This is a genomic window from Kribbella sp. NPDC104218, assembly GCF_055584105.1.
This window is the reverse complement of sequence record NZ_JBVJMQ010000003.1, coordinates 477,872-501,025: the sequence shown is the minus strand read 5'-3', so window position 1 is coordinate 501,025 and position 23,154 is coordinate 477,872. Positions and strand designations below refer to the sequence as shown.

Annotated in this window: 14 protein-coding genes; 7 read left to right on the top strand and 7 right to left on the bottom strand. The window is 65.8% G+C overall.

Translation table 11 applies throughout. From position 1 onward, the window contains the following. Nucleotides 1-61: 61 nt before the first annotated feature. On the bottom strand, nucleotides 62-3,490 hold the full coding sequence (locus ACZ6ZD_RS27075) for an NACHT domain-containing protein (RefSeq protein WP_465676721.1): 3,429 nt from the start codon (nucleotides 3,488-3,490) through the stop codon (nucleotides 62-64). A gap of 808 nt (nucleotides 3,491-4,298) precedes the next feature. Continuing rightward, nucleotides 4,299-6,065: an ATP-dependent nuclease gene (locus ACZ6ZD_RS27070; protein WP_465676720.1), complete on the bottom strand. Its 1,767-nt coding sequence runs from the start codon at nucleotides 6,063-6,065 to the stop codon at nucleotides 4,299-4,301. Nucleotides 6,066-6,734: 669 nt separating this feature from the next. Between ACZ6ZD_RS27070 and ACZ6ZD_RS27065 the strand changes: the two genes are divergently transcribed. After that, nucleotides 6,735-8,540 carry an ATP-dependent nuclease gene (locus tag ACZ6ZD_RS27065; RefSeq protein ID WP_465676719.1) on the top strand — a complete coding sequence of 602 codons (1,806 nt, stop codon included), beginning with the start codon at nucleotides 6,735-6,737 and terminating at the stop codon, nucleotides 8,538-8,540. After that, nucleotides 8,515-10,008, top strand: coding sequence for a UvrD-helicase domain-containing protein (locus ACZ6ZD_RS27060; protein ID WP_465676718.1), 1,494 nt, complete (start codon nucleotides 8,515-8,517; stop codon nucleotides 10,006-10,008). The genes ACZ6ZD_RS27065 and ACZ6ZD_RS27060 overlap by 26 nt, the downstream gene beginning before the upstream one ends. Nucleotides 10,009-10,960: 952 nt before the next feature. Here the strand turns inward: ACZ6ZD_RS27060 and ACZ6ZD_RS27055 are convergent. Next, nucleotides 10,961-11,386 carry a hypothetical protein gene (locus ACZ6ZD_RS27055; RefSeq protein ID WP_465676717.1) on the bottom strand — a complete coding sequence of 142 codons (426 nt, stop codon included), beginning with the start codon at nucleotides 11,384-11,386 and terminating at the stop codon, nucleotides 10,961-10,963. 1,018 nt (nucleotides 11,387-12,404) lie between these two features. On the opposite strand from ACZ6ZD_RS27055, the gene ACZ6ZD_RS27050 reads away from it, so the two are divergent. The 5 genes from ACZ6ZD_RS27050 (at nucleotide 12,405) to ACZ6ZD_RS27030 (ending at nucleotide 18,157) form a co-directional block, all read left to right on the top strand. Then, entirely contained in the window at nucleotides 12,405-13,628 is a 1,224-nt protein-coding gene (locus ACZ6ZD_RS27050; RefSeq protein ID WP_465676716.1) for a dienelactone hydrolase family protein, read from the top strand. Nucleotides 13,629-14,250: 622 nt separating this feature from the next. Further along, a complete protein-coding gene (locus tag ACZ6ZD_RS27045; RefSeq protein ID WP_465676715.1) occupies nucleotides 14,251-14,508 on the top strand; it encodes a hypothetical protein in 258 nt (85 codons plus the stop codon). Between the two features lie 213 nt (nucleotides 14,509-14,721). Beyond that, on the top strand, nucleotides 14,722-15,975 hold the full coding sequence (locus ACZ6ZD_RS27040; RefSeq protein WP_465676714.1) for an alpha/beta fold hydrolase: 1,254 nt from the start codon (nucleotides 14,722-14,724) through the stop codon (nucleotides 15,973-15,975). 1 nt (nucleotide 15,976) lies between these two features. Continuing rightward, complete coding sequence (locus ACZ6ZD_RS27035) at nucleotides 15,977-16,546, top strand: dihydrofolate reductase family protein (RefSeq protein WP_465676713.1); 570 nt, start codon at nucleotides 15,977-15,979, stop codon at nucleotides 16,544-16,546. Between the two features lie 456 nt (nucleotides 16,547-17,002). Continuing rightward, the gene (locus tag ACZ6ZD_RS27030) at nucleotides 17,003-18,157 is read left to right on the top strand and encodes a cytochrome P450 (protein WP_465676712.1); all 1,155 of its coding nucleotides are present in this window, start codon (nucleotides 17,003-17,005) and stop codon (nucleotides 18,155-18,157) included. Between the two features lie 14 nt (nucleotides 18,158-18,171). On the opposite strand, the gene ACZ6ZD_RS27025 is transcribed toward ACZ6ZD_RS27030, so the two are convergent. The 4 genes from ACZ6ZD_RS27025 to ACZ6ZD_RS27010 are packed head-to-tail and all read right to left on the bottom strand — an operon-like array spanning nucleotide 18,172 to nucleotide 22,931. After that, nucleotides 18,172-19,446, bottom strand: coding sequence for a hypothetical protein (locus ACZ6ZD_RS27025; protein ID WP_465676711.1), 1,275 nt, complete (start codon nucleotides 19,444-19,446; stop codon nucleotides 18,172-18,174). Continuing rightward, nucleotides 19,443-20,573, bottom strand: coding sequence for a hypothetical protein (locus ACZ6ZD_RS27020; RefSeq protein WP_465676710.1), 1,131 nt, complete (start codon nucleotides 20,571-20,573; stop codon nucleotides 19,443-19,445). Before ACZ6ZD_RS27020 ends, ACZ6ZD_RS27025 begins: the two co-directional genes overlap by 4 nt. Beyond that, nucleotides 20,551-22,746: a DUF4135 domain-containing protein gene (locus tag ACZ6ZD_RS27015; protein ID WP_465676709.1), complete on the bottom strand. Its 2,196-nt coding sequence runs from the start codon at nucleotides 22,744-22,746 to the stop codon at nucleotides 20,551-20,553. Before ACZ6ZD_RS27015 ends, ACZ6ZD_RS27020 begins: the two co-directional genes overlap by 23 nt. 59 nt (nucleotides 22,747-22,805) lie before the next feature. Then, nucleotides 22,806-22,931, bottom strand: a complete 126-nt coding sequence (locus ACZ6ZD_RS27010) for a hypothetical protein (protein WP_465676708.1) — start codon at nucleotides 22,929-22,931, stop codon at nucleotides 22,806-22,808. Nucleotides 22,932-23,154 lie beyond the last annotated feature (223 nt).

Here is a 23,154-nt window from a genome sequence, read left to right as displayed (position 1 = left end):
TACAGCGGACGCTGACCGCGCTCGTGCCCGCGAGGACTGCCCACCCATCAGCTGTCGGGGGTCAGTCCCCGAGTGTCGGTGTGGGCCGTGGACAGCGGTCATGCGGACATGACCGCACGTCTGCTTGATGACTGGAATCGCATTGCCAACAAGTCCACCGAGTTGCGGGCGAAGTCAGTGCGACGTTGATTCGGTCCCGCAGGTCGGCGTCAGCGCCGGCTACCTGTACTACCGCATAGTCTCGTACCGTCAGATCCGGATCCGAAAAGAGATCGAGAACCTCGTCCAATTGCCCCTGGCTACTTGCCCACCAGACCTGTCGGATGGCCCACCCCGAGCGAATCATGGCGTCGGCAAGAGGGAGCTCGATCTCCGGGCGCAACGCCGCAACTGCTGTTGCAGCGCCTAGTTTCGAATATGGCTGCCAGCTAGAGACACCCGCAAGAATCGTGGTCAGGATCTCGTCTGGAAGCCGTTGCCCCAACACCATCAGGTCCCGGGCGATCTGAGCAAGCCAGACGTTCCCCGTCTCCCATGCCCGGACGGCACAACGTAAATGCTTGTCCTCGACCGACACCAACTGCTCAACGCTCAGACGATCTGACGCGCTGTAGACCAAACCCCATGTCGCCCGCTGAGGGTTCTCCCGATGGAGCTGATGCAACTGGCCGCCGACCACTTGCATATCGATGCCCGCGGCCTCGCCGAAGGCCGACAGGATGGCCGCAGTCGCCTCCAGATGCGACACCCCGGCATCCGCGCTGACGCCGATAGTCTGCTCACCGAGGCGTACGAGCTCGAAAAGCGCACCAGCCTCATCGAGATGCCAGGCTTGCGACTGAGTCAGCTCAACAAGTTCACCGAACGCTTGACGCAGGCCCGAGAACGGATGCCGATCGAGCATGTTCAGCTCGTGCGTCGCCAGCATCTTCGATCGTCGCCCGATCATCGCCTCGGCAGCCTCCCCGTAGCCGAGCCGTCGCAGTTCGTCCTCAATTCTCCCGGCGACCACACCAGAACAAGCGCGCGCAGTCCTTGCGATGCGATGCGCCACGTCAATTGACGGACGGATCGCAAGTAAGGTCCGGATCGCGACCTCGGCCAACAGGCCCGAGCCGTGCGGCAACCCCTCGCCGCCGCGGCTTCCCTCAGCAAGATCTTCGACGAGCGCCGTCTCCACCAGATCCAGCGTGTGGTGATCAAGAACGCCGCCGTTGAGCTCGGCCCGGTGCGCCATCGCCAGGGCGTTGATGACGGCAATCTGCTTCGCGTTCAGGCACTCACAAGTCTGCACCAATCGCTCGATCTCACTGCGCAGCAAGGGCAACTGGGCAAGCCGCACGGCCAGCTCCTCGAAAGGCGAGACCCGTGAGGCCGTAAGTTTCGTGACCATGTCGGCGTCCGCTGGGATCGACGGTGGTTGCCGGTTCCGGCTGGACAATCGGGCGATCTGCGCCGCGACGAGCCGCCTCGGCTCGTCGGACTCCGCACACCAGCCATCACCCCACGCGGCGCATGCGACATCGAGCAGACTGTCTGCCTCGGCGATGGCAAGATCGGTCAGGATCTGGCAGGCCGCGGGTGACAGCCCGGCTGCAAGTCTCAACGTCTCGTGACGCTCCTTCGCCTCCGCTGCTCGCCCGATCCAGCCCTCGAGATCCGCATCGGGGCGGGTGTGACGGACGGCATCACCGATCTCGGTGAACAGCCGGGTACGAGCTACCAGCTCGCCACGATGCTCCTGCGTGATGAAGACTCCGGCAGTCCCGTCCCAGTGATCGACTGAGGCCTCCGCAGCCAATCGAGCAGGTCTTCCCACTAGCCCCCAGTGCGAGCTCACGAGTCGTGCTTCGACTGCTCGGGCTGCAGATTCCCAACTGCCGCCTTCCGCAACCACAGACGCGATGTCGGCATAGGTGTCCATCAACACTTCGACCGAGAGTGCCCGATCCAATCCAGGGAGATCGGCGTCAGGCCGAGCCTTGGACCAACGAGTCACACTCTCGGCAACAACCTGGTGGAGAAGACCGGCTCGCGTTGACGGCATATCAGTCGGTGTTCGCTCAGCCAGCAGAAGGACCGCCAACGTGGCCAGTAACGGAATCTTCCATATCGCAGGTTCGTCCTGCCGAGATCGGCGAATGTAGTCCTTGCGTTGATCCAGCCACCCAGCCGGATCCGAAACTCCCGCGGGCATGACGTGAGCGATCAGTTCGTGTAGCGCCTTATCGAGATCTGCCGGCTCTTCGAGATCGTAGATCGGCAGACCGAGTTCTGTCGCGGAAACTTCGGCGCTGTAACGGGAGGTTACGACGACATCGAGGTCCCGGCTTTGCCTGCGCAGCAGGCTCGCCAACTCACTGACGACATGGGCGCTCCTGTCCAGCGTCTCGTCCAACGCGTCCAGTAGGAGAATCGCGTGGCCGATCTCGATCCTCTCGGCCAGCTCTGCCCGCAAGACAGAACTCGACGCCGGCGTCGCCTGAACAATAACTTCGTTCATGGTCAGCGGCGTGGGGCGGTCCCGGGGCAGCAGCTCGGCTAGGTCCGGTAGGCGAAGAACCAATGGAATCGGCGCATGCTCATTGGCAGCAAAGAAGGCTGCTAGCTGCTTAACCGCCACGGACTTTCCCGTTCCGGGATGACCCACCAACAGGATGCGTCCTTCCCTCCGCACGGCGTCCAGTAGCGTGCCGTTGTGAGCGGCACTGTCCTCTTCTGCCGTACTTCGACGCGAGATCCGGATCCCTTGAGCGAGACCGGCTACGTCGAGAGCAGCAACGTTGAACGCGGCGAGTGGCAGGCGATCGAGCTCGGCCGCCAGAGATTGTCGGTATGCGGCAGTCTCCTCATCCGCGGCCTGGCGTCGAGCCGCCAGCGCTCCGCCAGGATCCGCGTGGGCCGGAACCCCGGCTTCCCGCAACCATCTCCGCCAGCCATCTAGCCCGACTTCTGGTCCACGGTTAGCGGCCGCTCGCTGCACGCCATCACACAACGCCTGTAGTCCTGCCGAGCCGTGCCCCGCGCTGACAATCGTCCCGTCGAGCCAAGCCGCGCCTGCTGACCAGTATGGACTGGACCCGCGGCCATCGACTTCACAGACATAGATCCGATCGAGGAGAGTATCCAGCGCGCCATCTTCGAGACCCAGCTCTCGCAGCAGATCGCGGAGACGCTGCACGTGGTTGGACTGGTCTCTGCTCTGCATCGTCTCATCGCGCCGGCGGTCAAGCCCGTCGGCCAGATGCCGCACAGTGCCTGACAGACGTGCGGCGACCAGCACGGCGACGTCGTCTCCGGACAACTCGCCCGCCTGTTCTGCAGCTACCCACTGCGTGGCTGTCGCAGTCAGTGTCTGCCCGAAGTCGCAGCTCAGCTTGGCCTGGATGTACGCCTTTGATGACACGAACCGTATGACGAGGTCGTCGATCGACGCATCAGCTTCCATCGTGATGCCGATGGGAGCTTCGCCCGCCGGCAACCAGCTCAATGGACGCCCACCAAGCCCTGCTGCCGCAGCCAGCGCACCGATTCCGGCGCGGTGGCGGGAGCCTTCCTCCGCGGCCGCTCCCCCTACGGGTCCCCTACGCAAATGCCACCTCGCAGCGCCAGATCCACCGAACGCACATGCTCACAGGCTACTGCCGCCCACCGCCGGACTTGGCGCGAGAATCAATGCCTGCCCCATCCGCCCGCCCGGTACCGCGCGTGGGAGTTGTCCAGCGGGAGTGGGCCCGCGGTAACGAAGGGACCTCGGCCTCAACCTATGACGTTCGCTATCAGGCCTACTGAGCAGTGCCGTGACTTGCGAATGCCCTCGCATGACGATCAACATCGTCGCCAAGATCACGAATTAACCGCGTAGACGCATATCGCTGTAGCAACCCCCTATGCCAATACAGCTGCTTCCAGCCGGGGCCACTAAGGGAATGGTCGCCGGAAGATTGAGCGTGCGCACCGGCGGTTGTCTCTCGAGCAGCGTTGCCCCTAAGGTAACCGCGCAGACCGAGAGAAAACCCCCGGAGAGTTTTGACCGGCCAACGCACCCAGCGGAGGTGGCGAGGCACGGCGCGCAAGACGCGGCGAGGGCACCTGTGATCGTCGAGACCCCGTTCGCTGCAGCCCTCGTCGTCGATGCAGATACCGGGCCAGCAACTCGTACACCCACGACCGGGCAACACCGTACGCCGCTACGTCCTCAGCGACGCTCCGTCCCTCGATCGCGATCGCGGTGACAGCTTCGAGATCCGTTCCGAGCGCCAGAACTGGGTCTGGCGCGCCTGACGTCTTGGCCCTGGCTACTTGTCCGAGACCAGCGCCTCGAATACGGCGAGGATCGAGCTCGGGATGGCAGCCGAGACATCGGTTGCCGCTCGCGCGATGATCTCGCGCGGGAGGTCTCTTCGGAAGCGGTTGAGCTCGGGGAACTGCTTGACGAGGTCCGTCTCAAGTCGATGCCCCTGAGTGCGGAGCCACTCGGCCGGGACCTCCACGCTGAAACCACCGACATAGTCGATCCTCGTCGGATCGGCGGTGAAGCCCATCGCGAGCGACAACTGATCGACGATCTGCCGGAAGTCAGACTCGGCCAGATCGAAGTGTCGAGTACCAGGAGCCAGTCCGAGTGCCTCGGGCGGGCGAAGGCGTTCGCGGAGGATGAAGGCACCCAGCAGCAAGGGATCGAAGATGAGATTCTCGATGGAATGACGGTCCGGCAGGTAGCGAATACCCTCTGGCGCTCCGGACCTGTCGTCACGGTCAACCAGGCCGTAGACCGTGGTCACACCGTTCGCCCGCAACTCCTTGACCAAGCGAATCACCGCGTCGCAGCCGCCACCCTTGTCGCCCCGGCCGGCAGCGATGAACTCCAGGGAGATTTCGGTGTCGAGGCGGGTCTTCAGGATTCCGAACAGGAGCTGCAAGTAGGTCTGGTCATACTCGCTCTCGACAAACACCTGGCGCCTGTTGTCGACATTGACGCTGAGCGTCGAGAGGCCCGCCGTCAGCGACTTGATCGCCTGGTCCGCAGAAGTCTTCGTCATCCGCGGCCCAGTTCGGCTCAGGGTGTACAACGACTCCTCAGGCGCCAACGCCACGGTGGTCGGCGAGTGCGTGGTCATGATGACGCGAACGCCGTACTGCTTGATGAACAGATCCTGGATTACGCTCAGCAGGCTCTTCACCATCGTCGGATGAAGACTCGCATCCGCCTCGTCCAGCAGAAGAACCGATGGAACCTGCACGGCATCGGCGAGGCTCGAGCCCATGAACATCGCCGATGCGACAGCGAGGAGCAGCCGCTCGCCGGACGACAGGGCGTCAGGCGTGAGAATCACACCGTTCGGCCCCGTCAGTTCGGCGGTGTAGACCACGCCTTCGACCCCTTCGGGAGGCGTACTGAACTGGTACGGCAGGCCGACGATGCCGAGCGTCTGGTTGAGCAAATCCCAAGGTGCCGGGCCGTAGTGCGCGATGAACTCTTCGGAAGCCAACGCCGCCGGATCGGATTTGAAGGCCTTGATGTCATTACGGAACTTCTTGTCCGCGTACGTCAGGAACAGCATAGTCAACGACGTACTGAAGATGTCCTGCTGTCCGGACGCCAATGGATGGAGGCGCTCGAACTCCTCCATCGTCAAATCGCAGATGGGTTTGCCGGCGGACTGGAGTCGCGCGAAACCAGCAGTGGAGATCGCCTTCTGCTGGTCTACGAAGGTCTCGCGAAGGACATTGTCGAACTGCTCGGGCGCGAGGTTCGGATAATTCTCGCGACGCATTTGCGTGATGTGGTTGTAGTTTACCTTCCAGGCGTGTTGCACCTGGTTGGTATTGAGGAGCTGCTCACTCTGGAGGACGAGTTCACCCAGCCTGAAAAGGCGAATACTAGGGACCTGATTCTGGCTCCCATCCTCGAACAGGTGGATCATTCGCGACTCGATGCCCGCCAGGAGTTGGGACTTGCCCGAGCCGTTCGCCCCCGTGATGACTGTGAAGTCAGGGATCTCGAGATTGTCGATCTCGAGGGCTCCGAGGGACTTGTAGGTCTGCCACAGGCGAAGTCGCAACGTCACTCCTGAACTCGATGGTTTCGCCAGCCTGAGTCTCCTACCGCCGGCGAATTACGACCAGGCGGAGACAATTATGCTCGATGCGCCGGGGCAACAACAATCCTCCCCGGAGACACCCCGATTAATCTACAACTATCCAGTCCCCCAGATCACTGGCTGCACCACTCCACACTCGGAGCGCAACCGGAATAGACCTCCTATACCTCAGCCGTTGACAAGTATTCGGAGTCAATGGGGTGAGGAGGCGACGTGGGTCGCGAGCATCTACCACTGGGACCTGGGGCATGGTGACCAGCCGGGTCGGCAGTCGCGACGAGGACGGGCGTCCGCGGAAGTGGGAGGCTCGCGCATTCTTTCGGGACCTCGACGGCCGGACCCGACCGGTCACGACGTGGGGCGCTACGCAGAGTCAGGCGGAGAACAACTGCGGGCGTCGCTTCGATCTCGGCAGAAGGTCGGCACGGCGCTCGATCGACACGCAGGGGCAGGCCACCTGGAGGAGGCACTTCGTGAGATACACGAGCCGTTTCCAGATTCCCCCTGAGCCCAAGCTTTGCGCCGCCGTATGAGCTCGTGTGGCTATCGCGGCTCGCGTAGTCGCGGTGCCGGACTAGCGAGTTCCGGATAGATTTGGCTCGGAGTACCGCGAGCTTAGCGAGGTGACCGGTGTACCTACAGCGCGTTGGAATCCGGGGATTCCGGGCTGCAGCCGACGAAGATCTGGTGTGTGAGTTCCCTGGGCGGTTCGCGCTGATGGTTGGTGCGAACAACGCCGGTAAGAGCACGGTCGCGGAAGCTCTGTATCTGGCTCACCCCCACGTCTTCCCACAGCTCACCCGCCCCTCGGTGGCCACCTTGGGTTCTTCGGCGCCGCGAGAAATCGAGATCGCCTACGCATTCGGTGACCCGGCCGACGAAGGCCCGGTGGGCAAGACTTTGCAGGGCCTGGCGATGCCCGCCCCATCGTGGAGCCGCCCGCTTGAGCGCAGCATGGGGCGGGTGCGCCCGACTTCGGTCGAGCACCAGCCGGAAGAGTTCGGTGCGCTGCGGTTGATCTACCTTCCGGCATACCGCAACCCACTGGACGAGCTCGCCCGGCGTGAGGCACAAATTCTGATCGAGCTCTTCCGCGCTCAGCAGCAGGCGGACCGAGGTCACAGGAGCTTGATCGGGCTGCGAACCAAGGCAGAGGCCTTGCTCGACGCATTGGTCAAGACGGGGTTGATCGAGTCGGTCGAGAAGCGCGTTCGTACTCACTTGACCAAGCTGTCTTCTGGGGTCAGCCACCAGTTCGCGTTCGTCGGCGGTCAGGTTGTCGACGACGCCTACCTGGCACGGGTGCTGGAGTTGCTGCTCGGGACCATTGACGACCGCATCTTCGCCCGCCGGCTGGAAGTGTCGGGTCTTGGCTACGTTAACCTCCTCCATCTGGCCGTCACGCTGGCGGCGATACCTGAGGTCTCGGCGGCAGCACCTCAGCAGCAGGCTGCGCCAGACCAGGCCGACGCTGATCCAGCAGACAGCGACGCACAGCGTGAGGCGGAGGCTGAATCACAGGAGGACTCGTTCTTTCCGGAACGCTTCCACATCACCTTGGTGATTGAAGAACCCGAGGCGCACCTTCACCCTCAGCTGCAACACGGTCTGACGCGATACCTTCGCCAGACCACGGCGGCCCGACCCGAGCTGCAGACGATCATCAGCAGCCACGCGGGCGACATCATCTCGGCGTGCCGGCCGGAGGAACTGGTGGTGCTTCGCCGGGGCCACGAAGGACGCCGGGAGTCGCGGGTACTCAGCACGATGCCGATCCATGACAAGAAGCGGACCCTACGGATGGCTCGTCTCCATCTCGACGCGACCCGGTCCTCGGCGCTCTTCGCAGATCGCATGATCATCACCGAAGGAATCAGCGAAGGCGCTCTACTGCGGCAGCTCGGACGGTCCTGGGCCGCGGGTGACGACGCTAAGAGGCGCTTCGTCGAATCTGTGACGATCACCTTGATGGGCTCCCGGCCGGGCCGCTGGCCGGTGGATCTGTTGGCGGCGCCGGGTCACGAGATCGCCGACCGGATCGCCATCTTCACCGATACCGATACCCGAGAACCCGACACGTTCACCCAGCCGCAGTGGCTGCAACAGGTGGATCCCCTCCGGGTGCGGGCGTTTTACAACGCTCCGACCTTGGAGCCTGCGCTGACCGCCGGCAACGGGGCGGCAGTCGCTGCGGCCTTGAGCGAGATCGGAGTTCCAGCGCCGGATCCTGTGACGCCTGCGAGCGTCGATCTGCTGTTCGCGACAACAGCCAAGAAGCGCAAGGGCGAGTTCGCGCTCGCCTTCGCCGAGGAGCTGATACGCCGACTTGAGACAGGTGAGGCCATCACGGTGCCGCAGCACGTCAGCCAGATGTTCGACTTCCTCTACATCGAGGCTGAAAGCGACGAGAATGCCCCGCCGCCGCCTCACGTATGAGCAGCGCGCCGCAGCGACGACGGCGGTCGCCCGGTCCTTCGTCGTCGCCGCGCCGGGGTCGGGCAAGACAGCGGTGGCGGCTGAGCGGTTCGGGGTCTTACGCTACGCCAGCGACGGCGATCCGCGGAGAATTCTCGGTCTGAGCTTCGCGCGTTCGGCCTGTGCCGAGCTTGCCAGCCGGATCCGTCGGCGTTGGGGCGCTGCCGCGCTTCGATGGCCGCACCGGGTGGTCACCCTGGACGGCCTACACCTCGAGATCTTGACGTTCTTGCTCAGGCGTGGCGTCATCACCTGGATGGGCGGTCACACTGAGCTGACGGTGATCGATACCTGGCGAGGACAGGTCGGCGCCCGGTACATGTCGAAAGATATGGAGTTCCGGAGGGTAGCCAGTCTCGTAGGCACTGCTGTCAGGTCTCGTGGACTCCGGATCACCCGTCCTGATTTCGGGATTGGGGCCAAGGCGGCCTTCGAGACGCATCTGTCTGCAGGAAGGTGCACTCACAACGAGGTCCGCCAGGTGATTGGTGAGATCTTGCGGGACCACGACCTGCGCGCCGAGGTTGGCCGGTACCTCGCCTCGACAACGAAGGCCATCATCCTCGACGAGGTCTTCGATGCGAACGGTGTCGATCTGGATCTGATGCGAGTCGCTACCGCCGCGGGTATCTCGGTGACCCTGATCGGCGATCCTTGGCAGGCACTGTACGGGTTCCGCGGCGCTCGGCCAGACCTGGTGCCGAAGCTGGTCGAGATCGACAACTTCGAGACCTTCCCGGTCAATCAGTCCTTCAGGTTCGAGTCGCCGGAGATGCGGGCACTGGCGGACGATGCTCGCCACAGCAGGCCCGTCCAGATCGAGCCGACCGCAGACCCGAGTGAGTGCGACGTGATCCTGGCGCCCACGTGGGACGAACTGTGGGCGGCGCCGTCCTGCGTCCTTCCCATTTCGTTCGGCCGCCTCGAGAACCAAACCGACGCGGCGATCGCGCTCCTGCTCGACCGTGTTATCCGCGGCCACTTCGGCCGCGGAGCGATCTACGTCGCCGAAGCTGCGGCCATTCTGAGTCTGCCGCCTGATGCGCATCTAGCCGCTGGGGCCTCTCTCGGCCAGGTGCTAGAGCTTCTGCGCCCTGGCACTCCCGAGGCCGCCGCGGCAGCTCTCGCCGGTTTGAGGGAGGCGCTCAAGGAGATGGGCAGCCCGTCCCGGCTCCGCCGGCTTCCCGTCGACAGCGAGAACGCCCAGCAGGCGAGACTCGTGGCCCTCGCTGCGCGGATCAAGCAGCCGAAGGCTGTGCCGGCGATGACAGTTCACCAGGCCAAAGGCCGAGAGTGGCCGGTGGTCGGCATCCGCATGAGCGACGCAGCCAGAGCACGTCTGCGGGCGGGCCTCAGCGAGAACCAGGATGACGACCGGACGCTGTACGTCGCGTTGACTCGCGCGATCCGGCGCGTCGTGGACTGCTGAGATCCACGGTCCAGCGGGTGGCGTTGGACTATGTCGACAACTGTTGCGGGAAGGCGAGCAGGCTGGCCGGAGACAGCCTGCGTGGGCGCATTCCTCACGATGGGGCCAGTCAATACCGCTGGGTTCGCGGTTCCAACCAGCCTGGCAGCCAACAAGGAGGTCGACATCCAGGTTGCCGGCGAACACGCCTCGCCGAGATGGCAAACAATCCATACCCTCATCGGGGTACCGTCCGCGGGAACTGGAGCGACGCGACGAATGCTGAGATCGCTAACCTGTTCGAGGACGGCAACGCAGTCGAGGAGATCGCCCAGATCACGGGGGCACGCTCGACTCGGTGACTTGGCAGCTCTACCAACTGGGTCGGGTACCTTCCCAGCCACCCCGTCCGCCACTCCAGGGGCAGGCTGCGCCGAAACCACCGCGGGTAGACACGATAAACGACTTACGGCGGAGAGGTCCACGGTCAGGTCTACTTTCAGACGCTTTCGAAGTGGCTGGGCGGGGAGGGAACGCCGCAGCCGGTATCCCATCATGGTGAATGTAGGTTCGACGGCAGCGGTTGGCCCCTCTCCGCGTGTGCTGTGAAGTCATGCACGATGCATCACCCCGAGGCGTCTGGGCGGCCGTCTCAGCTCACTGTTACTCACTGTTAGAGCGACAAAGCTTGCTCAACGACGGCGTCCAACGACAACTCTCCATTGGAGAGTGTGCAGGTCAGCGGCAACTTTCGGGTATTGCTGCGAGGCGCCGCGAGTCCTGGCACGGTAAAGCGGTGTTTATGGGGTTCGATCTGGTAGGTCCGGATCGAGGTCGAGGCGTGTGGTTAAGGTGCGTGTTCGGCCTCGGACACAAAACCCAGGCTGCGGAAGCAAGCAATAGCTTCCGGAGCCTTCTCGTGTACCCACCGACGCACCCGCCAAATCGACCTGTGTCACCAGTTGATCACGATTCAGCACCTGGCAACCTGGCACCGCCACCAGCGCCCCTGCTTCTCCGCGGACTCCGCGTTGCACCGATCCCGCAGTTCCGCCGGATCCCACCCCGCTTCCAGCGCTTTCCGGGCCCGATCCATGGTGACGTTCGCCGCACGGACACGCCCACGAAGGTCCTCGACACACTCGGCCCGATGCTGCTCACCATGATCCTCGACGAACAGCGCCTCGATCGTCTCGGCACGAGCCATCGGATCGAACAACGAAACGACCCATCTGTTCACCGCCGGCGTCACCATGGCCTCCCGCAGATAGGTCTGCCGCGGATGCGCCAAAGCGCTCGCCGACCCCGGCACCAACGTCCGCGCATTGCACCGGTAGTACGAAACCTCCTGCCGCCGGGCAGCCCCCTCCGTCTTGCGAGCACACAACCCACATCGCACCAGCCCACGTAACGCATACACCCGCTTCTTCGAGACCCGGCTCCGCTCAGCCGCGGACCATTTCCGGATCCCCCAGCCTTCCGCTGCCGCGCCCGCAACTGCGCCTCCGTGGACATCTCGACCGACACGATCGCCGGATGCGCAGGCTCCCTCGACCTCACGATTTTTTCGCCGGCGAGCGCCGAAACTTCACGACGTAGCCCGCCGCAACATCATCGATGCCGGTTCTGCTGCGGAGTGTGAGCCGAAGGACACGGCTCCGCAACCGCTGACCCTCCGCCGCCTGCCTCGGATGCGGCCCACCGTCCACCACCCGATACCCGTACGCCGCCCGCCCACCCTGAACCGCCCATCAATCAACACCTGCGCAGCCCGCACCCGCTTCTGCACGCTGCCGAGGCTGAGGTTGATCACCTTGGCGTGCTGTTCCTTCGCTGCCCACTCCATTCCCGCCAGACTTGCCGACTCGGCGCAGAACGACGTCTCGCAGGTTACCGCCGTCCGTCGGACCGAACTCTGCCGGGGACAGTACGAAGACAGAGTGATCACAGACCCCTCGATGACGATGAAAGGCAGATCAACCGCGCGAGCATCTGAAACGAACACCATGACCGCACCATCGCTCACGAGCTCGGCAACCGACCACCGTCTGACACAACTCCTGCGTCTGGACGCTATCGCTTCCGGCGGCCGCGGAGCCGTCCTGACGGCGGCAGGCCGGCCATCGACGGCCCGCTCGGGATCCCCAACGGGTTGAGTGTCGGCGCCCGGCTCCTTCCTCCTCCTCTGGGCAGGCGCCCTGCTGGTGATCAGCCCACGGGCGCAACAGAGTCCCGGAGCCGCGAGCTCGGCACAGTCTTCGTTGTGGCACAGGCCGCTGTCGTCGCAACCTTTGCCGCGTTGCAGCCGAAAGCACTCCGCCGATGACCATCGAGGGGTCCGACCCGATGCAGCAGTTCGGGGTAGACATATCTCCACCTTCGGCGGGGAGTAAGACCCCTCGTTTCGCTTGTTGTGCTTGAGGAAACTGACCAGCATGCTAAAACCATTGAAGGTAGTGCTGGTAGGCCTTGTGGCCGCAACAGGCCTCGCTGGATCGGCAGCCGCTGCGTCTCCCCAGACCGCGCAGGGTCCGCCGCCCATCCGAGCCCAGCATCGCGGAGACCTCGTCGGTGCAACTCACCTGAAGACGTTCAGTGCTCAGGAGGTCGACGTCTACGTGGCGGAGCAGGGGTTCGCTCGGCCGCGGAGCCGGTACGCCGTCGACCTCTACCGGGTCGTGTACCGCACCGTTGGCCCCGCGGGTCGACCCGTCAATGCCAGCGGACTGGCAGCCCTGCCGAGTGCGCCTCGCCACGAGCTGAAGGTGGTGTCGTACACGCACGGGACGATCTCCAACCGGAACGACGTGGCCAGTGTGGCCGATGGCGACAACCGCGCGGCGGCTCTGATGTTCGGTGGTGCCGGGTTGGCAGTCTCCGCACCCGACTACCTAGGCCTTGGGCTCGGCCCTGGCCGGCATCCGTTCATGCACCTCGCGTCCGAGACCACCGCGTCGGCTGACATGTTGCTCGCCACCCGGCACCTCACCGCTCAGCGCGGCGTCCGTCTGAACCGCGACGTGATGGTCACCGGATTCTCGCAGGGTGGACGGGTCGCCGTGAATCTCGGCAAGAGCCTCCAGCAAGGCCACGTAACGGGGTTCCGGCTGGACCGCGTCGCCGCGGTCGCCGGCCCGTACGACCTCGAGCGCGTCGAACTGCCGGCCGCGTTCGACGGGCGGGTGGACGCGAAATCGGCGACGTACTACCTCGCCTACTTCGCCATCAGCTGGAAGTCGCTCGCCCGTCTCTACGCCGACCCGGCAGATGCGTTCCGCCCCCCGTACGCCGGGACGGTGGAGACGCTTTTCGACGGCCGGCACAGTATTGAGGAAATCCTGACTGGTCTACCGGATTCGCCGGATCAGCTGTTTCTCCCTGCCTTCAGGAAGAAGTTGCTACAGGCAAAGGGCTCGTATGCACGGCTCCTGCGAGCCGGCGACAGTAGCTGTCGCGGTTGGACGCCGGAACGACCAGTGCGGCTCTACTACGGGAGTAGTGACGCGGAGGTGGTTCCGGCCAACACGCTGAGCTGCCAACGCACGCTCGGTGCACGCGATGTGGATCTCGGCCCGATCGGCCACTTCGAGTCGTGGTACAGCGCAGCTCCCCGCATCCTCACCTGGTTCACCAACCGCTAGAGGATCGGTCCGATCCCCTTGGCGCAAACGGCTCGGCCGGCGGTACCAGGCGCAGGCACCAAGGACCTGTGAACCTACCGCGCCCTACCTCCGGAAGAGTCGTACTGCTGGCGAGAAGAGATGATGCTGGGCAGGGCGTTGCGGTATCGATGGTCCCAGGCGATCGGCCTGGCCGGTCTGGTCGACTCGATCGATGCCGAGCGCAAGCATGCCGCGACGATCGCGTGACGAGTGGTCCGCCGAGCTGATGAAGAACGTGAGTTGCCTACTGGGACTAAGGCTTCCTGATCCAGGGAAGTGATTGATTTTCGTTTACTGCATGACAGCGTCAGAACAGCCGCAGGAAAGCGCTCCGACAGAGCAGATAGTTACGGTCGGTTTCGAAACCAAATCAGCGAGTACTCCTTGTCAACAAGCATCTGGAGGAAGTTTGCGTAGGTTCGCAACCGCGGCTGCTGCAGTCGCGACGGCCACACTGATCAGCGGGCTGGCGTTCACGGGAGGCAGCGCTTCCGCGGCGCCTCGGCCGGAGACGACGGGTGCGGTAAAGGGCGCGCCTCAAGTCGGAATTCAGGGCTGTGGTGGAACCGCTTTCGCGCCGCCAGGATTCTGGAGTAGTCCGGTGGACTCGAACTGCGCCACGGCCGGCCACCGTGGCTACAAGAAGGGGTACAAGTGGCGGGTCGTCACTGGCGACGTCACCGTCTGCGTTCAGGTCTGGGGCTTCAACACCGTGACGAACGTCGGCCAGTGGTTCGCGCTCGGCTGTGGCCAGGGCGCCACCGGGACCGTCCCGTGGGGCAACAATGTTGCGCACGGCCGGATTCGCGTGCAGTCGATTCAGCTTCCGCTCAGCGCAATGGTGACCTTCGAGGGCTGATCAGCGCTCTCACGCACGCTACCGCACAAGCCCGGCAGTGACGGCGGCCTGCGGTACAGCCGAATCCCCGGCTGTACCGCAGGCCGTTCGCCTTGTTGACCAGGGCGGTGATCAGCAAGGAGTAGGACCGTGCCGATCGAGAGTGGCCGTCGCGGGTCGGATTCGCCTTACGTGGCACGGGTCTGGCGCGGCCGCACCTGCGGGGTGGAGCAGATGACCTCGATCGCCACATCGACCTGGGAGCTGGTCTTCTGGGAGCAGCAAGGCACCATGCACGCCGAAGTACGAGGACCGGAGACGACAGCGTCGAGCGCCGAGACAGCCGGCGACTCGGAGTCGTTCGGGATCACCTTCGCGCACGGCACCTCGATGCCCCATCTCCCGATCGGCGCGCTCGTCGACGGCGGCCGTAGCAGTCCACACGTGACCGACCGTACGTTCGTCCTGCGCGACGAGGAGTGGCAGATCCCCGGGTTCGACGACGCGGAGTGCCTCGTGGAGGAACTCGTGCGCGCCGGTGTTCTGGTCCGTGACCCACTGGTGGACGAGGTGGTGTGGGGCGGCGCCGCACGGCTCGGCTCGCGGGCGGTGCAACGCCGCGTGGCCGCCGCCACCGGACTCACCCAAGGCGCGATCCGTCAGATCGAACGGGCCCGGGAGGCCGCTGTGCTGCTCAGGGCAGGGACTCCCGCACTGGACGTCGTGCACCGGCTCGGCTACTACGACCAAATCATCGACGGCGCGACCTCGTATCGCGCCACGAACCCGGTGAACCAGGAGACGGCGGAACTGCTCGCCGACGAGTTCCTGGTCATCAACTACGACCGGCGCGGTCGCGGCGAGAGCAGCGACACCTCCCCGTACGTCGTCGAGCGCGAGTTCGAGGACCTCGAGGCGATCATCGAGCAGGTCTGCCAAGGGCGCCCGGCGACCGTGTTCGGCTGGTCGTCCGGCGCCAATCTCGCGCTCAACGCCGCCCAGGACGGCGTACCGATCGCACGTCTCGCACTGTTCGAGCCGAACGCGGCCACCGACGACTCCCGCCCTCCGCTGCCCGACGACTACGTGGAGCGCCTCGACGCGGCCATCGCCGACGGCCGACCGGGTGATGCGGTCGCCCTGTTCATGACCGCCGCGGTCATGCTGCCCGAGGAGGCAGTCGCCGGGATGCGCGAGCAGGACTTCTGGGCGGGACTCGAAGCCGTCGCCCCCACGATCGCCTACGACGCCCGACAGGTCGGCGACGCCCTCTCCGGCGAGCCGCTGCCCTCCGAGCTGTGGAAGCGCATCGACGTCCCGGTCTTGGTGATGCACGGGATCGACACCTGGCCCGCCCTGGCCGCAGGCTCGCAGGCCATCGCCGCGCACCTGCCCACCTCCACCCTCGCGCCGGTACCCGGCACGGAGCACTCGACCACCGCCGACGTACTGGCCGGCGCGCTGCGCGCGTTCATGAAGGAGAACTGACATGGGAAAGATCGTGCTCACCGAGTTCGCCTCGATCGACGGCGTCGTGGAAGCACCCGGCGGAGAGGACTTCAAGTACGAGAACTGGAGCTTCGAGTTCGACCGCGGAGACGGCGAGCGGTACAAGGAACTCGAAGCACTCCGGGCCACGGCGCTCCTCCTCGGACGCAAGACCTACGAGGGCTTCGCCTCGGCCTGGCCCCAGTACGAGGGTGAGCTGGCCGACAAGTACAACACCATGCCCAAGTACGTCGTCTCCCAGACCCTCACCGACCCCAAGTGGGCAGGCACGACCGTGCTGAGCGGCGACCTGGCACAGGACGTGACCCGGCTCAAGGAAGAGGTCGACGGCGAGATCTCCGTGGCCGGCAGCATCCAGCTCGCCCAGGGCCTCCTCGCCCTCGACCTCGTCGACGAGATCCACCTCATGACGTCACCGCTCGTCCTCGGCCACGGCCGCCGGCTCTGGACGCCGACCGCGAACAAGAGCGCGTGGACGCTCAGCGAAGCGACGGTGTACGGCGACAGCACCCTGCTCACCGTCTACCAACGCCGGACCGAGCAGACCTGAGGCGACGCCTGTCGGCTCCCACAGTCACAACCGGACCGGGCACCATCCTGCGGCGCGACCTCGGCAGCACCGCCGACCTGGTGTGGCACAGGGCGGTCGGGAATGAGCGCCGAGGTCGTCGTCGTCGTAGAGCATGGCGAGCCCTTCTGCCGCGGCGCTGTTTCCGGCCACGGCCGGGACATGGCAACGGCAGGGCGACAACAGCCAAGTCGGCAATGCTCATCTCGGCGTCGGCGGTCTCGACGACGTTGTCGATCACGAGTGCAGGCGTCGTACTCGTGATCTTCGAGGAGAAGAAAGGAGGATCCGATGCGAACTCTGCGATTTTTCCTGCGACCGAGTCGTCGGGGCAGCGACCTGTCCACCCGGCGATGGGTGATCTATTACGAGGTCTACTGAGAGCGCACCGGCCTGCCCGCCCGATGACGGCGGGCAGGCCGCATCCGGAGACGAGCCATGATCGTTGTCGATGTCCCAGAAGCCGAAGCGGCGTTGTTCGCGGCAGATCCGCTGGCAGTCCTTTCGCGATGGCAGTCCGAGCCCGCCGTGGATCTCAGGGCCCTTCCCGGCGGCCAGTACGTGGTCGCGGACCCCGAACTCATCCGCGCCGTGTTGAAGAGCACGGATGATCCCTTCCACGCGGAGTCCGCGCCGTTCGGAGCGGTCCCGGGGTGGAACCCCGGTAGTCCCGCGACTCGGCCGATGACGACGGCCATGGCCCGGGTCCTCGAGACGGCCTTGCGGCAGACCTCGCCAGATACCCTCCGCACCCGTGCCGGCGAACTACGGCGGCGAGGTGCGATCTGGCCGGACGCGCTCGGCGCACTGTGTCTCGAAGTGGTGCTCGACCATCTCCTTCCCGGAGCCGATCCGGTCCTGGCCGGGCGACTCACCGCGGCCCTGTCCCGCTCTGCCGAGTTGGACCGCCGGCATGGTCGGCTGAGACGTTTGGGCGGGCGTGTCAGCCACAGCCGGGCGCAGGCGAGACTCTTCCACTGGGTACGGAAGCAGGACCCGGCACGGGGCGGGGACGTCATCTCGATGATGCGGCAGGAACTGACCGGCGATGATCAGGTTGCCCTCGCGCTGCATGGGCTCATCGGGGCTACCTGCCGTGCGACCGCGGTCGCGATGGCCTGGGCCGTGCTGCTTCGCGCCGGCTGGACGAGTTCCACCGGCGCCGGGCAGGTCTTGTCCACCGAACCGGCCGAACCTCGCGGCGACCCGGTGCGGGAGGCACTGAGGCTCTGGCCGCCGGCCTGGCTGCTTCATCGCGACGTACGTCGTCCGGTCACCTTGGGCGGTCGAACAGTCCTGCCAGGCGATCACCTGTTCGTCTGCACGTATCTCATGCACCGATCGCCCGCCGTCTGGACGGAGCCGGACGAGTATCGCCCGGAACGCTGGCTACAACCGCCGGACCGGTTCCGCGACGCGTACCGACCGTTCGGAACCGGACCCGCCGCGTGCGTCGGTGCAAGCTTCGTGACCGGCTTGATCGCCCTCCTGCTCGACGCCATCGCCGAAGATGGCCCCCTGACCATCCGGACGATCGACGGTGCGCCGGTCTTGGGCGCCTTGTGCACCCCGCCCAGATTCAGCCTGATCTGACGACCCGCGCGTACTCAAGAGCTGCGAAACGCTTGGAACGCGGCCAGCCGGCGCAGCAGGACGAGAAGTTCCGATCGACGCTGACCAGCAAGGCTTTCGGCCAGGTCGAGCGGTCGAGCTCGCTGACCAGTCCCCCACCAGTCGTTCAGCGCGATCAGCACCGCTGGATCGAGGCTGGTGCGGACCACGTGACCGTTCAGGGCAACCAACACGCCCGCTTCGACTCGGCACCACAGCGGCGGTCGGTGCCTGTCGAGCGGTTCGATCACGGACTGTTCGAACCCGGATGGCTCGATGGCCGGCGGAACAGGAGCGAAGCCGCCCGCGCTGTGCCGCGCCAGCAGCACTTCGGTGCGCCGCTCACTGCCCCAAAGACTCGACAGCGTCTCGCGCATCATGCGATCGGCGTCCGCCATTGCGTCCGGCACCGGCTGCCGAAGCCGGCCGTCGGCGACCTCGTCGGTGTGCAGCGCTGCCGAAACAGCAGGAAGGTTGTCGAGCAGGTGGGAGCGGGGCTCGACCAGTGCGGCAGGCGTCAGATCTCCGAGGAGCTCCTGCAGGTCGAACAGCGCGTGATGACCTTCGCGGGGCACACCGACGTTCAAGCTGGTGGCGGTGCGGACGCCGATGTTCTCGCCGACGTGGAAGTAGGAGGACGGCCAGTAGAGCAGTTGACCCGCTTCCACCTCGGCAGCGATCGAGCTCTCCCGGTACCGGTCGTAGTCGACCACGGTGGTGGCGTCGTGGTCCCACGGCCGGCGCGGCCACATCCGCATCCGCTTGCGGCCGGACACCACGTACATGAACGTGGCGAAGCGGTCCTTGTGGACCCCGACCGGCGAGTGATCGTAGTCGCCGTGGAAGAGCGTCGTGATCGCTCCGGTCGACGGGATGCCCACGCGGTCGAACAACGGGGCGAAGAAGTCTCTCTCCCGCCGCCACAAGGGGTAGTCGTGAGCATGTACGACGTTGACGATGAGGGCGTGCCCGACGCCGTCCAGCTCCCGGGTCATCCGCTCGCCGTAGCCGAACAGGTCGCCGTCCGCGGGTCGCGGCAGCCGCCCCTCGGCGTACAGGGGCCGGCGCCCGCCGAAGGTGAGTTGCACACCGACCGGCAGAACGTCGTCGGACGTCGGACGGCAGGCCCGAGTCGTCGCGCTGAAGGCCTCTGCCGCCGTGAAGGGATCGGCCGGCAGTCGCGTGTACAGCACCGGACGGCGATCCCAGTACAGGTCGGTGAACTCGTCCCAGTCGAGATGGTCCCTGATCAACAGGCCTTCGTCGGTCATGTCGGCTCCACACATTCGATGGCACGCAGGATCAGCAGGCGCTCGAGCAGCGGCAAAGCACCGTTGTCCGAGCCGTCAGGGGCGGTACACAGCTGGGAGACCGCCACGGCTTGCCCGGGCCGCAAGGCCGCCAGGACCTGGTCCGGCACCTCCCCGCCGACCGTGAAGGTGTGGCCGTTGACAGCCCATCGGTCGCGACCGTCGTCGGAGTCCGCGGCAACGACGACGGGGGCGAGCAGCCGAACCGATTGCCCGGGACCGAGTGCTGTCGGTTCGGCGACCGCCGGTGCAGGCTCCAGACCGGCTGTGCTCACCCGGGCCGTCCACTGCATCCGGCGCAGGCGGAACAAGTCGGCCGCGGCACGGAGGACCGGCGCTGCCATCGTCGGACCGGATCGCTCGAGCCTGACCTCTCCTGACGGTCCGGCCCCTGTCTCGAGGTAGGGCACGGTCCCCTCGGGATGACGAGAGGCCTGGGTCTCGACGGCAATCAGGTCGAAGGCATCGACGGCCGGGGATCGCGGGTCGGTGGCGATCCGCAGTCGAAGCAGCAGCTGTCCGTCGGTGTCGAGGACGACCGGCACACCAGGCGGCAGATACATCAGGTCGCCGGGCCCCACGTCTGCTGGAGATTCCGTACCGAGAACCGCCCGCGATCTCCCGGCCAAGGCGACGAACAAGCAGCCGTTCCGCACGTCCTCAGTTTCCGGGTGGAGTCGTCCGGTCGTCAGGACGAGCGCCGACCCGACCGGCTGTACCGGATGGCCCACGCGAGCCCAAAGGCCGGCGAGCAGATCGCGGACCGAGGCCCACAGTGGATAGTCGGTGAAGAGAGGCTCGGTCACGGTGAGCGTCAGTTCGGCAACAGTGTTCGACACCCGCACCGCGTACTCCGCTGGGTCGCGATCCTCGGGGCCGGGCAGCAGCTTCGAAGGCGGCGGACAGTGACATCGGTCCGCTATGAGACTGACGGCAGGTAGCGCCTGGTACCGCGCGCCGCGCGCGTAGGGAAGGCACGCCGCAACGGTCACCTCCCAGGCGCGGTCGGCGTCGATCGACAGCGCTCCGCCCTGAAGGACCGCGGGACAGCCGCTGCGGTAGCGATCAGCGAACTGGGTCAGCTCCAAGGTTCTGTCCTTTCGCTACGGTGGCTCCGAATCTGTCTCGAAGCTCCTGGGCGTACGCGGCGAGCGGAGGCAGGCCCATCGCTGCCCGGTCGCCGTCCACTGTGGCGAGATCAGCGATCGGGCAGGGCACCAAGGCACCACCCACCGCCTGGAACTTGGTCCCGTACCGTTGCGGCAGGCCGCGCACCAGCAAGAGGGAGTCGGTGAGATACGCGACGTCCGGCCAAGGCACGTCCCCTTGCCGGGCGGCATCCGTCATCGCCGCCAGGCAGCGGTCCCGCAGCGGTTGGGGGCCGTCGGCATGCTGAACCAGCCTGGCCGCTCCCCCGGCGGCATCGTGGCCGACCAGCCGCGGTCCCGGCCAGCCGTACACGTCGAGAACTGTCTCCAGCCAGGACATCGCCTGGGCCACCAGGCCCCGCAGCCGGGCCTCGGCGGTTTCGTCCACAAACCCGCCGGCCGCCCACGGAGTGCGGATTGCTGCGTCGACGTCGTCGATCCGGCGCAACCGGGCGGCGACGTCCTCGACAGCCTCCGGCACAATCAGTGGGACCGCCCGCAGCCGCACTGTCGTGTCGTCCCAGTGGTAGATCACCCGGCGCTCGGCGTCCGGCCAGTCCACGGCGAACTCGCTGCCGCCGATTCGTAGGCCCGCTCCGGAGCCGGGAAGATCGAAGTACGTCACCAGATCACGGATCGCGATGCCGAGCTCCGACAAGGTCCAGCGATCTCGGTGCGCCACCGCCGGATCGGGACCGTCGAACGGGACGGGTAGTCCGGTGTCGCCGAGTTCCGGCGTCCGGAGGGTCGCGTCGCCCGGAACGGCCACGAAATAGGGGATGTCGCCTCGTGCGAGAGCGGCTCGTTCGGGTCGGCTGAAGTCGTTGCCAGGGGCAGCTCCGGTGAGCAGCTGCGATCGCCAAGCGACAAAGTACTCAGCGGTGTCCCGGGCCAGGACACGGGCGGGCAGCTTCTCCAGCGCGTCCGTCACGGCGCCGGTGAGCTCGTGGGCGTACCGGCAGATCGCTGCCCAGGCGTGGAAAGCGCCACGCAGAAGCTCCGGCAAGTCGACGTCGTACCGATCGCTGCGCGGTACGTCGACGTAGTACGGCGAGTCGACGACGACCAGCCGCTCCCCGTCGTCCAGGAAGCAGGCGACCGGGCCGCCTGCAGCGCCTCGTGATGACAGTCCGACGTGGTCGGCCTGTCCGCTCCTGTCGGGGATCAGACCCGTGCACCACAAACGCGGCATCGGCCGGGCGAACACCTCGAGGTCGACAGGGTAGAGACGTGCCGAGTCATCGGCAGCGCGGCGTCCAGTCACCAGGTTGTCGGCGGTCAGGTCGCCGATGCCGAAGGCGAACGCTGCCGCGACGAGCGCGCCGGTCTGCCGCCAGTACCGGCCCGGATCGGCCGGCACCTCGGCACCGTCGATCCATTCCTGCCATCCGTACCCGGCACCGGACCAGCACCAGAAGGTGGGAAGGTCGGTCGCCGCCAGGCGGTTCAGTAGTGCGAACACAGATTCCGGGTCTCGACCGGACGACGCGAAGTACGCCTCGCCGGTGAGCGGTCGCGGCTTGTAGGCGAGTACGCCGCCCCCCGCGAAGCCGACCCGCAGTACTCGCCGGCCGTGGTGGTGGGTCTCACCGTCCTGGGCGACCAGCTCTGTCACAGAGCCCGTGCAGCCCGGCAGTTCGCCGTACCGATCGACGTCCTCGACGAGCCGGTCGACGAACTCGCTGAGTGCGTCGAGCCATTGGGTCGTACGCATCCGGCAGTAGCCGGACAATTCCGGTAGCGCGCTCGCGGCGCACGCTGTGAACAGCTCACGCAGCACCGGACCGAACAACTCGCCGTTCTCGACGGCGAGTACACCAGGGCTGAAGAAGGCGGGCTGTCGCCTCGTCGCCGCCGCACACCAGGCGTCGATTCGTTCGAGCCCGTCGATGACCGGTCCGAATCGAGGATCGGAGAACGCATCGCGCACGATCGCCGCGCCCGACGTTCCTGCGAGGTAGCCGGTCTGAAGCCAGTGCCCTTCGCCTGCGCTCGCCAGCGGAGGGAGCAGCGCTCCCCCGGTGCCCGCGGTGACCGCGTCGGCAACGCGCGCAACAATCGGGGCCCGTTCCGGCCGCCCTCGCCGCGTGCGTTGCCACAGAGTCTCGGTCACGCCGCTCCTCCGGGATCGGCGCGGACACCCGAAGCACACCGGGTGTCCGCAGTTCGTGGTCAGCTGCAGTAGATCCACTTGCTGGCGCAGGTGCCCTTGACCGGCTCCTGCCCCGCCGGAACGGTGCGCTCCAGCTCACCGAGCATGGCGTCGAGAGCGGCGGTGGATGTCGAATCGGTGGTCATGGATCCTCCAGGTTTGGTGTCAGGGGCAACGTTTGCCGGAGTTACGCCACGAACAGTAGGAAGCTGTTCTGTCCCAGCACTGTCGGCGATCTGCCGCGCGCACCACGGACATTCGGCCGGACGATCTGATGTGGACTGTCGTCACGCGAAGGGACGACAATCAAGCATGTTCCGGATCCACTTCACCGCTGAGGATCTCGGGAGGGTCACGTTCCCACCCGAG